This window comes from Prosthecobacter fluviatilis (assembly GCF_042655725.1).
Taxonomy (GTDB): domain Bacteria; phylum Verrucomicrobiota; class Verrucomicrobiia; order Verrucomicrobiales; family Verrucomicrobiaceae; genus Prosthecobacter; species Prosthecobacter fluviatilis.
Map to the genome: position 1 here is coordinate 845,754 of NZ_JBHSMQ010000002.1, position 13,059 is coordinate 858,812.

11 protein-coding genes are annotated in these 13,059 nt (G+C 61.9%); 10 read left to right on the forward strand and 1 reads right to left on the reverse strand.

Translation table 11 applies throughout. The annotated features are described in order from the left end of the window. Positions 1-5 precede the first annotated feature (5 nt). The 6 genes from ACFQDI_RS08400 to ACFQDI_RS08425 are packed head-to-tail and all read left to right on the forward strand — an operon-like array spanning position 6 to position 5,849. Complete coding sequence (locus tag ACFQDI_RS08400) at positions 6-1,025, forward strand: LacI family DNA-binding transcriptional regulator (RefSeq protein WP_377165390.1); 1,020 nt, start codon at positions 6-8, stop codon at positions 1,023-1,025. Positions 1,026-1,078: 53 nt separating this feature from the next. Next, a complete protein-coding gene (locus ACFQDI_RS08405; RefSeq protein ID WP_377165392.1) occupies positions 1,079-2,014 on the forward strand; it encodes a sugar ABC transporter substrate-binding protein in 936 nt (311 codons plus the stop codon). A 16-nt stretch (positions 2,015-2,030) separates the two neighbouring features. Next, positions 2,031-2,954, forward strand: coding sequence for an ABC transporter permease (locus tag ACFQDI_RS08410; protein ID WP_377165394.1), 924 nt, complete (start codon positions 2,031-2,033; stop codon positions 2,952-2,954). 5 nt (positions 2,955-2,959) lie between these two features. Further along, positions 2,960-3,964 carry a nucleoside hydrolase gene (locus ACFQDI_RS08415; RefSeq protein WP_377165396.1) on the forward strand — a complete coding sequence of 335 codons (1,005 nt, stop codon included), beginning with the start codon at positions 2,960-2,962 and terminating at the stop codon, positions 3,962-3,964. Continuing rightward, positions 3,961-4,962: a nucleoside hydrolase gene (locus tag ACFQDI_RS08420; RefSeq protein ID WP_377165398.1), complete on the forward strand. Its 1,002-nt coding sequence runs from the start codon at positions 3,961-3,963 to the stop codon at positions 4,960-4,962. The genes ACFQDI_RS08415 and ACFQDI_RS08420 overlap by 4 nt, the downstream gene beginning before the upstream one ends. Further along, on the forward strand, positions 4,962-5,849 hold the full coding sequence (locus ACFQDI_RS08425) for a ribokinase (RefSeq protein WP_377165400.1): 888 nt from the start codon (positions 4,962-4,964) through the stop codon (positions 5,847-5,849). Before ACFQDI_RS08420 ends, ACFQDI_RS08425 begins: the two co-directional genes overlap by 1 nt. A gap of 22 nt (positions 5,850-5,871) precedes the next feature. Here the strand turns inward: ACFQDI_RS08425 and ACFQDI_RS08430 are convergent, their stop codons facing one another. Further along, entirely contained in the window at positions 5,872-7,422 is a 1,551-nt protein-coding gene (locus ACFQDI_RS08430) for a phospholipase effector Tle1 domain-containing protein (RefSeq protein WP_377165402.1), read from the reverse strand. Between the two features lie 288 nt (positions 7,423-7,710). On the opposite strand from ACFQDI_RS08430, the gene ACFQDI_RS08435 reads away from it, so the two are divergent. From ACFQDI_RS08435 to ACFQDI_RS08450, 4 genes are all read left to right on the forward strand, one after another. Then, positions 7,711-8,811 (forward strand): alpha/beta hydrolase, encoded by a 1,101-nt coding sequence (locus tag ACFQDI_RS08435; RefSeq protein ID WP_377165404.1) that lies wholly within the window; start codon positions 7,711-7,713, stop codon positions 8,809-8,811. A gap of 81 nt (positions 8,812-8,892) precedes the next feature. After that, the gene (locus tag ACFQDI_RS08440; protein ID WP_377165406.1) at positions 8,893-10,722 is read left to right on the forward strand and encodes a di-heme-cytochrome C peroxidase; all 1,830 of its coding nucleotides are present in this window, start codon (positions 8,893-8,895) and stop codon (positions 10,720-10,722) included. Between the two features lie 292 nt (positions 10,723-11,014). Then, complete coding sequence (locus tag ACFQDI_RS08445) at positions 11,015-12,436, forward strand: cytochrome P450 (RefSeq protein ID WP_377165408.1); 1,422 nt, start codon at positions 11,015-11,017, stop codon at positions 12,434-12,436. Between the two features lie 173 nt (positions 12,437-12,609). Then, positions 12,610-13,053: an ABA4-like family protein gene (locus ACFQDI_RS08450; RefSeq protein WP_377165410.1), complete on the forward strand. Its 444-nt coding sequence runs from the start codon at positions 12,610-12,612 to the stop codon at positions 13,051-13,053. Positions 13,054-13,059: the final 6 nt, after the last annotated feature.

Genomic DNA, 13,059 nt, shown 5'->3' on the forward strand with positions numbered 1-13,059 from the left:
CCAGCATGAATCTCAAATCTCTCGCCCAGCATCTCGGCATTTCCGCCAGCACGGTCTCGCGTGTGATGGCGGGGCGGGGCGATGAGTTTCGAATCGCGAAGGAGACACAGAAGCACATTCTGGATGAAGCTGCGGCGATGGGCGTGCGCCCGGATGAACTGGCGCGCAGCCTGCGGCTGCAGAGCACGCGCACGCTTGGGCTGGTGATCCCGGACATCTCGAATCCGTTCTTTGCCGCGCTGGCGCGTGCGGTGGAGCGCCGTGCACGGGCGCTGGGCTACACGGTGCTGCTGGCCGACTCGCAGGAATCCGACGAGGTGGAGGCGGAGTGCATTCGCACGTTGATGGACCGTCGCATTGACGGGCTGATTCTCGCGCCGGTGGGCGGGGACAGCGCGCATTTGCAGCCGCTCATTGCCTCCAAGCTGCCGCTGACGCAGGTGGACCGTGTCTTTACGGCGCTGAAAACGGCGGCGGTGGTGGCGGACAATTTTACTGGGGCGCGAGAAGCGGTGAAGCGGCTGGTGAAGCTGGGGCACAAGCGCATCGCCTGCCTGCAGGGGCGGGAGGACAGCTCGGTTATCGTGGAGCGGGTGCGGGGGTATCGTGCGGGATTGAGCGAGGCGGGGCTGCGCTTTGAGGGGAAGTTTCTTGTGGGTGGTGAGCATTCGCAGGCCATCGCGCGTGAGCACACGCTGCGGCTGCTGGAGATGAAGCCGCGCCCGACTGCGGTGCTGGCGCTGAGCAATCAGCTGGCACTGGGCGCGCTGGAGGCGGTGCGTGAGCGGGGGCTCATCATTCCGGAGGATCTCTCGCTCATCGCCTTTGACGAACAGCCGTGGGCCACGCTGCTTTCGCCACCGCTGACGACGCTGGCGCAGCCGGTGGAGGACATGGGCACGGTGTCGGTGGACCGCCTCTGCGAGCTGATCAAGCGAGGCGGAAAGCCATCCCGGAAGGCGCTGACGACGCTGCCGGTGCGGCTGATTGAGCGCGCGTCCATCGGGACCAAGAAGAAAGATTGACCGAAAGTATTCCTTCTGCACAATCGTTTGCGCAAAATTGCCAATTTCCAACCATGAAATGCCTCGTTCCACTTCTCCTCGCCAGTCTCGCGCTGCTTTCCTGCAAGCCGGCGGGCGGACCTGCCAGCTCGACTGCCACTGGAAAACCCAAGGTGGCGCTGGTGATGAAGTCGCTGGCGAATGAGTTTTTTCAAACCATGGCCGAAGGCGCAAAGAAGCACCAGTCGGCGCATGCGGCGGACTACGAGCTGACCGTGAACGGCATCAAGAACGAGACGGATCTCGCTGAGCAGGTGGGGCTGGTGGACCAGATGGTGTCGCAGGGCGTGCAGGCCATTGTCATTGCACCGGCGGACTCCAAGGCACTGGTGACGGTGCTGAAACGTGCGAAGGCGGCGGGCGTGCTCATCATTAACATCGACAACAAGCTGGACGCCGACGCGCTGAAGCAGGCGGGGTTGAACATTCCCTTTGTGGGACCGGACAACCGCGCTGGTGCGAAGGCGGTGGCGGAGGTGCTGGCAAAGAAGCTCAAGGCAGGGGATGAGGTGGCGATCATCGAAGGTGTGACGACGGCCTTTAACGGACAGCAGCGCAAGGCGGGCTTTGAAGATGCGATGAATGCGGCGGGCATGAAGATCGTGGCAACGCAAAGCGGGCAGTGGGAGATGGAGAAGGCGAATGGCGTGGCGGCGGGCATCCTGGCGGCGAATTCGAATGTGAAGGCGCTGCTGTGCGCGAATGACAACATGGCGCTGGGTGCGGCGGCTGCGGTGCAGTCTGCGGGCAAGACGGGGCAGGTGCAGATCGTGGGCTTTGACAACATCGCCGCGCTCAAACCGCTGCTGGCGGATGGCCGTGTGCTGGCCACCTGCGACCAGCATGGGGATCAGCTCGCGGTGTTTGGCATCGAGGCGGCGCTCAAGGTTTTGAAGGACAAAACGGAGCCTGCGGACCAGCAGACACCGGTGGATGTGATCGCGAAGTGAACTCGCGTTTTTGATCATGCGCCGCTTCACCGACTTCTTCATCCTCATGGGCGTGCTGACGGCCATGATCGGGCTGTTTGGCGTGCTGCGGGAGAGTTTCCTTAGCCTGGGTACGCTGGGCACGGTGGCGAATCGCATTCCGGCGCTGGCGCTGGTGGCCACGGGGATGACGCTGGTGATGGTGACAGGCGGCATTGATCTCTCGGTGGGTTCGCTGCTGGGTTTTTGCGGTGCTGTGGCGGGTGTGCTGATGGCGGACATGCACTGGGGGCTGATGATGGCAGTGACGAGCTGCGTGGCTGTGGGAGCTCTGCTCGGTGGCACGACGGGGGCGGTGAGCGTGAAGCTGCGGCTGCCGTCTTTTATCGTCTCGCTGGGCATGCTGGAGATCGCGCGTGGGCTGGCGTTTTTGACGACGAACTCGCAGACGAAGTACATTGGCGCGGACATCGAGGCGCTGGGCGCGCCGTTTGGCGGGCTGGTGATTTCGCCTGCGTTTGTGATCAGCCTGCTGGTGGTGGCGGCGGGGCAGGTGATGCTCTCGCAAATGGCGTTGGGGCGGCACTTGATCGCCATCGGTGCGAACCGTGAGGCGGCGCTGGTTTCGGGGCTGCCGGTGGATCGTCCGCGGATCTTTGCGCATGCACTGCTGGGCGCGCTGACCGGACTGGCGGCGGTGTTTAACTGCTCGCGTCTTGGCTCGGCGGACCCGAATGCGGGCACGGGTTTTGAGCTGGGGGCGATCGCTGCGGTGGTCGTGGGTGGCACGAGCCTGATGGGCGGGCGTGGCTCTGTGGTGAAGAGCTTCATGGGCGTGCTCATCATCGCCACGCTGGAGGCCGGACTGATTCAGGTGGGTGCGACGGAGCCGGTGAAGCGTGTGGTGACCGGGCTGGTCATCGTGGCTGCGGTGCTGGCGGATACCTGGAGGAGAAAATGATCTGCATGAAATCGATTGTTCTTTTATTGCTTCTTGGTGCGTCGGCTTTCGCTGAAAAGCCGCGCATCATCTTTGACACCGACATCACCGGAGATGTGGATGATGTGCTGGCGCTGACGATGTGCCACACGCTGGCGGATCGCGGCGCGTGTGAGTTTCTCGGGGTGACGATCTCGAAGGACAATCCGCTGACGGCGAGTTTTGTGGATGCGCAGAACACGTTTTACGGAAGGCCGGACCTGCCGATTGGGGTGACGCGTGATGCTGCGGCGCAGAAGCGGCCGAGCAGTTATTTGAAGCTGGCGCATTCACCGGACTATCCGCATGATTTGAAAAAGAATGAGGACGCGTGTGAGGCGGTGGACCTGCTGCGCGAGCTGCTGGCGAAACAGCCGGACGGGAGTGTTTCGATCATCAGCGTGGGCATCGCCTCAAACATGGCGAACCTGCTCAAATCGAAGGCGGATGCGCATTCGCCGCTGGATGGACCGGCGCTGATCCGGAAGAAGGTGAAGATGCTTTCAATCATGGCGGGAGCGTTCGCTTTCTGCAATCGGACGAACTACCACCTGGAGGCGAACGTGATCAATGGCATCGGCTTCATGCAGACGGTGGCGAAGGAGTGGCCGGAGGAGGTGACGGTTTACTGGAGCGGGTATGAGATCGGCGAGGCGCTGCCATTTCCACGGGCGAGCATCGCGCAGGATTTTGGCTACATGCCGCACCACATCGTGAAGGAGGCCTACCTGCTGCACAGCGGGCCGGCGCATGACCGGCCGTGCTGGGATGAGAGCAGCGTGCTGCAGGCGGTGTTTCCTGAGCGCGGCTTTTTTGGTCTCTCTGACGCAGGCCGCGTGAGCGTGGGCGCTGACGGCTTCACCAAATTCACGCCGCCTGGCAAGGATGCCAAGGGCGGCAAGCGCGACCGCTTTCTCACGATGACATCGGTGCAGCAGGCGCGTGCGCTGGAGGCCATTGTTCAAACCACCGTCCAACCACCCAAGAAATGATGAAACGACTGCTCACTCTCCTTTTCTGCACGCTGTGCGGCCTGTCCCAAGCGGCGCCGGTGAAGCTCATCTTTGACACCGACATGGGCAATGATGTCGATGACCTCATGGCGCTGGCGATGATCCACAACCTGCAAAAACGCGGTGCGTGCGAACTGCTGGCGGTGACGATCACGAAAGACCATCCGCAGGCGGCGGCGTTTGTGGATGCGGTGAACACGCTCTACGGCTATCCGGACATCCCGATCGGCGTGGTGCGTGATGGAGCGGCGAAGGAGGCTGGGAAGTTCAATCTGCTGGCGGATGAAAAGAACGCCGATGGCAGCCTGAGGTATCCGCATGATCTCAAGAGCGGGGCGGATGCACCGGATGCGGTGGGCCTGATCAAGGACATCCTGTCGAAGCAGCCGGACAGCAGCGTGGTGATCGCGCAGGTGGGCTTCTTTACCAATCTGTCGCGTCTGCTGGATGACCCGGGCGGGAAAGAATTGGTCGCGAAAAAGGTGAAGGTGCTGAGCATCATGGCAGGTGCGTTTCAGACGGTGCAGTGGGACACGCGGCACCTGGAGTACAACGTGAAGCTGGATGTGCCTGCAGCGCAGAAGCTGGCCAAGGAGTGGCCTACCCAGGTGGTGTGGAGCGGGTATGAGATCGGTGTAGCGGCGGCGTTTCCGCATGTGGTGATCGAACAGGATCTCGACTACATCCCGCATCATCCGCTGAAGGAGGCGTATTATTTGTACAATCCGCCGCCGCATGACCGCCCGACTTGGGACCCGACATCGGTGCTGTATGCGGTGCTGCCGGAGCGCGGCTACTTTGATCTCTCGCCGCCGGGGACGGTCATTGTGGAAGATGATTCGGCCACGCTCTTCCGTGCCAACAAAAAGGGCAAAGGCAATCACCGCTTTTTGGTCATGAGCCCGGAGCAGGCGTCACGTGTGCGCGAGGCGATCGTGCAGCTCAGCGTGGAACCACCCCCCGCCGCGAAGAAGTGATGTCAGCACAGCGCCCCAGGATTGTCGTCGTCGGCTCGCTGAATGTGGACCACACGCTGCGTGTGCCGCATATTCCCGCGCCGGGGGAAACGCTGACGTCCAGCAGCATGCTGACATGCTTTGGCGGCAAGGGGGCGAACCAGGCCGTGGCGGCTGCGCGCGCGGGCGGGGCGGTGAGCATGATCGGCTGCGTGGGGCAGGATGACTTTGGGGCGCGGTATGTCGAGACGTTGGAGAGCGAAGGCATTGATACGACGGGCGTTTTGCGTTCGGCGCTGCCCACGGGCTCGGCTTTCATTGCCGTGGATGATCGTGGGGAGAACTCGATCATCGTGAATGCGGGTGCGAACCATGCGATCACGCCGGAGGACATCGACCGCCATGCAGAGCTAATCCGCGCTGCGGATGCGCTGCTGCTGCAACTGGAGTGTCCGCTGGCGGTGGTGCAGAAGGCGGCAGAGATCGCGAGAGAGGCTGGTGTGCGTGTGGTTTTGAATCCATCTCCGTTGAATACTGAGTATCTCGCGGCGCGGTTCGTGGTGGACACGCTGATCGTGAATGAGGGGGAAGCGGAGCAGATCACCACTGGCCAAAGTTTGCATGAAGCGATGTGTCGGCATCTCATCATCACACGTGGCGCGGAGAGCACGCTGAGCATCACGGAGGATGGTGTGGAGGAGTTCGCGCCGCCGCAGGTGACGCCTGTGGATACGGTGGGGGCGGGGGATACGTTTGCGGGGGCGTTTGCCGTGGCGAGCAGCGAGGGCAGAGTAGATGCGATTCCGTTCGCGAATGCGGCGGGTGCGCTGGCGACGCTGAAGCCGGGTGCGCAGCCGGCGATTCCGTTGCGCGGTGAGATTGAGGCATTCGGGCAGCCGCAGATGTGAGGAAAGAGGGGCGCGCTGCCTCCTACTGAGGATACGCTGCATCTCCGGGCGGGGGCCTCCTGTCTGCAGGCTTACCCTTCGACGGGGCATGGAGCGGCTGCGCTGATGGAGCCGTGGTTTTTTCCACGGTTTTCACCTCCACGTTCATCTGGCTCAGTGTCAGCGGTGCGCCCTCGGGGCGGTTTTCAAGGTTCTGCGCCGGGTCGTAGAGGTCCAGGCCCACGCTTTGCAGCATCCTACGGGCTTGGTCAGGCTGGTATTTTGTGGCACCGGCTATTTTCAACGTCCTGAGGCTGCCGTCCGGCTGCTGCACGTGCAGGGTGGGCTCGTAAACGACGCCGACACGAATGCCCTCCTCCGGATGCGGCTCCAGGTTGGCACGCTTGAAGACCGAGAAGTCCACATGCGAACCATACGGCACATGACGCGCCTGCTCGTGAGAGCCGATGCTGCTGAAGGCATTTTTTTCCGGGTGGTGCAAAATACCGTGCACATCCCGGTAGTAGCTGTGCGTGCGCTTGATGAGACCCTCGTTTTTCATGACCTCGTCCATCCAGGCCAGCGAGGTGCCTGCCATGTCGTTTGAGTCCTCATACCCGCCGCCGATGTCTGAATGTGCGCCGGGGAACCACACTTCGTAGACCTTGCATGAGGGATCGATCGGCGGGCCGACGATCAGCGGGTGGAACTGGCTGCGCTTCTCATCGAGGCTCAGCGCGTGCACGGTGAGCCGGATGTTTGGGTAGGGGCGCACCTTGTAGCGCTGCGGCCTGCCGGGGATGACTTCGCCATCGTTGCGCAGCTTGGTAAAGGGAAGCCCGGGCACTGTGTCCCAGATGCCCAGCAGCTGGATCGTGGGATCGTGAAACAGCCAGCCCTGGCAGAAGGGCTCTGCGTGCAGCCTGGCCTGGTTGGCCTTCAGGGTGTCATTCCAAACCTTCAGCGGGATGCTCTTCCCATCCTTGGGAGCGGGGTCGGTGAGGTGCAGGGCGCAGTAGTCATACACGGCGGTGGAGAGCGCCTTGAGCTTCTTCTCACGCAGCTTGTTCTGCGGCACGTCCTGGGTGAAGAGGTGCGAGGCGTCCGGCAGCCCGCAGTGCGCCATCATGCCCGCCAGCATGCGCGCCTCAAAGGCCCCGCGGCTGAAGCCAAAGATGTGGATCTTGTCCTTTGCGCCCGCATTCCAGTAGCGTGCCAGGAAAGCGTACGCATCGATCACGCGGTCCTTGATCCCCCAGCCAAAGGCCTTGCCCGTCAGAGTGCGCACACCCACGCCCTCCACGTAGATGCAGGGTGAGTGCGGGTCCTCCGCCACCGCCTGCTGCTCAAAGCTCCGCCGCACATTCGTGCGCGCCTGCCAGTTGTTGGATGTGCCGTCAAAGAAGACATTGATCTGCTTGGGCTCGTTCTGCTCCTCCGGGGCGTAGCGTCGGGGCGTGGCCGGGTTGGGCGCATACTGCACATTAAAGCGGTAGAGCTGGCAGCCTGTGAGAGACACTGCGACCAGCGCCGCCGCCATGCCTGCCATCAGGTGGGTGCGGCATGCCCTGTCAGAAAGATTTTTGAAAATCATGCGCCGTTTGTCCCGGGGAATGCCGGAGATGTCAACTCATTGCTGGGAGAGCTGATTTTTCAACGGCTCCGTGTCAGCCAGCCCAGACAGGCGAAATCCAAAGCTAAATCATTCGCAGCCGGTTTCCATAGGCTGCCGGGGCTTCTGCCTTTTGTGGATTACCTACGTCTCTGAACATTGACCATAAATTATTATGTAAAAATGATTCCCTGGAATTTTTGCGTTTACTTTCTCGTCTTGCAGAAATAAGACATGGTTAAAACAAGTCTTAACTTAAGACGTAAACTTATGCCTAAATACTGGATGATCAGCAACCGGCTCTTCCGCCAGGGGCAGCCAACTCACGAGATCGGCAAAGTGAGCTACTGGACCACCGACGACGACAAGGCGGACACCATCGACAAATGGACCTCCGTTTCCGCCGCCGCCTTTGAGACACAGCTCAAGCAGGCCGCGCTGGCTTTTCCCCTCGTCTCGCAGGCCACGGCCGCCGCCTTTACCGCGCAGAGCGGCCAGCCGGCGGATGCCATGCCCATGCTCAGCCAGATGGCCGCGCACCAGGAGCAGAAGCACGTGGGCTTCTTCATTCACGGCTACAACAATGGCTTTACCGACGCTGCCCAGCGCTACCAGCAGCTCACGCGGGACATCTACGCCGGACCGGACGGCCTCGGCCTCTGCATCTCCTTTGACTGGCCCTCCCTCGGCAGCATCCTCGGCTATCTGCCGGACCGCGACCATGCCCAGGCCTGCGCCGCCGATTTTACCGACATCCTGAGCCGCCTGCACGACTGGCTGCTGATCAAGCAGAAGGATGCGCAGAACGACCCAGCGGATGCCTGCCGCGCGAAGATCTCCATCATCGCTCACAGCATGGGCAATTTCCTCCTGCACCGTGCCATGGGCGCGTGCTGGAAGCGGCAGAACCAGCCACTGGCTGTCTCCCTGGTGAACCAGATCCTCATGGTGGCCGCCGATGTGGACAACGACCTCTTTGAGCCCGGCTGCCAGGACAGCGCAGATGGGGCCGCTCTCGCCAATCTCACCTACCGTGTCACCGCCCTGTACACCGGACGCGACAGCGTGCTGGGCGCGTCGTCCGGGCTCAAGCACTTTGGCACCCGCCGCCTGGGCCGCAGCGGTCTGGCCGTGCGCCCGCCTACCGACAGCGTCAGCGGCCGTGTGGACAATGTGTGGGACGTGGACTGCTCCACCTTCTTCCCTGCGCAGTATGACAGCATCCCGCTCATCGACGGCATCCCGATCCACGGCGCGTACTTTGTGTATCCGGGCACCGTCACGCTCATGAAGGAGATTCTCAAAGGCATAGACCGCAGCGCCCTCGATGCCCGTGGCCTGCTCAAAGGAAACGCCTGGCCCCAGAAGTAGCTCCTCACACGCCCAGCGTCCACGCCATGCGCGAGGACGGGGAAAAAATCAGATCACCGACCTCACACACACCAAGATACCATGAAAAAGCCACTGCCCATCGCTGTGCTCGTCCTCATTGCAGGCGCGCTCTTTTACTTCCGGTACTCCGCCGGACACATCATCGCCACAGGCACGCCAGTGGAGAACTCCAAGGACAACGCGATCAATCTGGAGCAGGGCTGGTCCGTCCGCACGCAGCAGGCCTACTACTTCACCAATCAGGGCTCGCGCATTCTGCCGTATGAATGGTTTCTCGCGCTCGAAATGCCCGACAGCCAGGCCCTTTTCCGAGGTGATGACAACATGCGCGCCCTGCGCTACCTGCCCACCGGCCCCGACTCCAAATGGAACCCCGACGGGCTCCCCGTCGGCTTTGTGCGCGGGGTCGATGAAAAGAAGCAGGCCTGGCTCGGCATGACCTGCGCGGCGTGCCACACCGGCCAGATCGCCTACAACGGCACGACCATCCGCATCGATGGCGGGCAGACCATCGCCGATGTGGACGCCTTTGACCTCAACCTGGTGGCCGCGATGAAAAAGACCGCCGAGGACGAGGAGAAATTCACCCGGTTTGCCACCGCCGTGCTGGGCCAAAGCGCAACGACCGAGGGCAAGACCGCGCTGCGCGACGCCCTCAAAAAGCGCACCGCCGCACTCAACGACCGCAATGTGGCCAACCACTACCAGAGCCCCAACATGCCCCAGTACGGCTACGGTCGCACAGACGCCATCGGCCAGATCTTCAACAAGGTGCTCGTCCACATGAACAACATGCCGGACAACGCCCTGGCCTCAGACGCCCCGGTTAGCTACCCGTTCCTCTGGGGCACCCACCAGTCTGACGTGGTGCAGTGGACCGGCTTTGCCCCGAATGGCCCGCTGAACATCGGCTCCCTCATCCGCAACGGCGGCGAAGTCCTGGGTGTGTATGGAGAGATGGAGATCCCCGACGACAAACAAGCCCACAAATACAAGTCCTCCATCATCGTCGAAAACATCGGCCTTCTGGAGCAGTGGGTCGCCACTCTGCGCTCTCCGCAGTGGCCGGAGAAAATCCTTCCGCCCATCGACAAGGCTCTCGCTGAAAAAGGCCGCGTCCATTACGACAAGCACTGCGCTTCCTGCCACGCCGTCGTCACCCGCGAAAACGAAGGCATGAACTACAAGTCCGTCCTCGTGGACATCGAGAAAGTCGGCACGGACTCCCGCGAGTACGACAACATGATCAAGCTGCGCAAGGCTGGCAAATTCGCCGGGCGCAAGCAGGCTGGCGTCGTGGGCAATGAAATCCCAGCGGAAACGAACGGCCTCGATCCCCTCATCAACTCCGTCGTCGGCGGCCTGCTGGAACACCCGCTGGAGTCCATCAAGGCCAACATCACCATCGCCAAGGGAGAGATCACGGCGGAGACCATCGACGCTGCGGCCAAGAGCTATGTGCCCGGCGCACCGGGAGAGGACAACACCAGCGTGCTTGACCGCATTTTTGCCGACTTCAACCAGCGCCGGGAAAACCTCCGCACCAATCCCGTGGTCAACACGAGCCTGCCCATGGCGCCCAAGAAGTACAAGGCGCGTCCGCTCACCGGCATCTGGGCCACACCGCCCTACCTGCACAACGGCTCCGTCCCCAACCTCAAGGAAATGCTGCTCCCCGCCGCACAGCGCTCCAAGACCTTCCACCTCGGCACCCGCGAGTATGACCCCGTGAACGCAGGCTACAAGGACATGCCCGAATTTGACGGCAAGCCCTCCTTCACCTTTGACACAGCCCTCCCGGGCAATTCCAACGCCGGCCACGAATATGGCACAGCCGAACTCAACGACGACCAGCGCAAAGAACTGCTCGAATACCTCAAGAGTCTCTGAGGCAGCGGGGCAGGGGCAAAGCTCAAAAATAAAAGCTCAAAGATAAACACCACCGCTCCGCCCATCCATCATGGCGTGGTCCGCACACTGCGTGTGCGGACTCCAGCGCCCTCAACAGCTCAACCATCCAGCGCCCCACCCCAATTTTCAGTTCTCAGTTTTCAATTCGCAGTTTGCAGTCCCGCACGCTCCCGCATTCACCCATCGCCCGCGCATTGATCGAGCAGGAGGACGAGGACGAATCCAGAACGACGAGCCACACCGCCCCCCACTTATACTCTCACGCGCTCCTATGAAACTCAAGCCCGCCACCGCACTCACCCTCGCCGCCGCCGCCTGCGTCGTCTCCTGCTCCATCGTAGCTCCCATTGACCGCCTGCATCCCAAGGGCTCGCAGGCCTTCCTCAAAGACTACGACCGCCAGTGGCTGGAGGTGCTCAAGCTCAAGACTCTCTTCAGCTGGCTGCAGGACAACTCCATCGAGACCTTCAAGGAGATGCGCGCCCATCGGCCCACCATCACCACCGCACCTGTGCCCACCAAGGCCGGGCTCAAGTTCACCTCCACGGTGCTCGTCGCCAACCGCAAGGACGTCGTCGAAGTGCTCGACAACTGGGACACCTTCAGCGTGCGCCTGTATGGCTCCAAGATGGACGACTGCATGGGGGCCTTCATGCTTGGGCGGGATCACACACGCTACAACCTCGTGGAGAAGCCCTACATGCGGCATCTTATGTCGCCTGCCGACTTCCCGCGCATCAGGAGCCAGGTCGTCTCCCTCGCGCACAAGGCCATCGCCGAAGGTACGCAGACCACCACGGACAAGAGCGGCAAGGCCATCGGCCGCATCGAGATCGTGAACAAAGTGGCCCGTCGCGTGCCCATCCTGCTCACCGGCACCTATGGCGGCTTCCCCGGGCCGGACGAGGCATCGATGTTCCGTTGGTCACGCGCCACGCAGGCCGACTTCTTTAAAAACATCAAGGCCGAGCCTCCCATCCACGCCGATGCCATCCGCGCCGGCCACGAGATGACCGCCTACATCGGCGGCCTCATTCAGGAGAAACGCGTGCTCCTCACCAAGAACCCCGGTGCTGAGGACACCATCCTCGCGCGCATGCTCAAAGAAGGCACCAACAAGGTCCAGGGCATCACGGACGACCGCATGATCATCCTCACCGCCGGCCTGCTGATCGGTGCCGGAGAGACCACCCAGGCCGCCGTGTGCAAATGCCTCGCCGAGCTTTTCACCCGCCCCACGGAACTGCAGGGCGCCATCAAGGCCGCACGCGAAAACAACGACGACCTCCTCGGCCGCTATGTCTGGGAGGCCCTGCGCTTCCGCCCGGGCAACTCCGTCCTCCCACGCTACGCCGAGCAGGACTACGTCCTGGCCAAAGGCACCCCGCGCGAAACCAAGATCGCCAAAGGCTCACTCGTGCTGGCTGGGACGCAGTCCGCCATGTTTGACGAGACCTTTGTCAAAAATCCCGAGGAGTTCCGCCTCGACCGTCCGCAGAGCATGTACATGATCCTCGGCTACGGCTGGCACCGCTGCCTGGGAGACCACATCAGCCTCATCCAGGTGCCGCAGATCATCAAAGCCCTGCTGCTCAAGAAAAACCTCCGCCCGGCTCCTGGCAAAGACGGCGAGATCAATCAAAAAGGCGGCCCATTCCCAGAGCAGTACATCCTCGAATACGACCTAGACTAAAGCAGCCCAACTGATGTGCGGCTGGAACCACCTCCCTGAATCATTCCTCCGCACCTCATTGTTTTCCGGCCAACCACCACGGAGCAGCCAGCTTCCGCTTCATGATCTGGGACGAGTTTGAGCGGGTGGACGACACCTGTCCATCCACACACTCTCCACCACCTGCACACCTTATGGACCTTTACGCCTCTGCCTTCAAAATCTGCAATTTCTATGTTGCGCCCTTCTGGCTTAGCATGGTCTTTCTCCCACGCTGGAAAGGCACCGAGAAGCTCATGCGCCCGCTGTGGCCCATCTTTCTCATCTGCCTGCCCTATGCGCTGCTGAACATCCCGTACTACCTCACCAACCTGCCCATTTTCGCGCGCGGAAACTTTGTCGAGATCACCAAGCTCTTCGCCGATCCCCACTGCGTTGCGCTCGCGTGGATTCACTTCCTGGGAGTCGATCTCTTCGTCGGCCGCTGGATCCACTTTGACAGTCTGGAACGTGGCTACAACCGCTGGCTCGTCGCGCCCTGCCTGCTGCTCACCCTGTTGGTCGGTCCCACGGGCACCTGCGCCTACCTGCTTCTGCGTGCACTCAAAGCTCCATCGGCGCCTTCGCAGGCTGTCTGATAACAA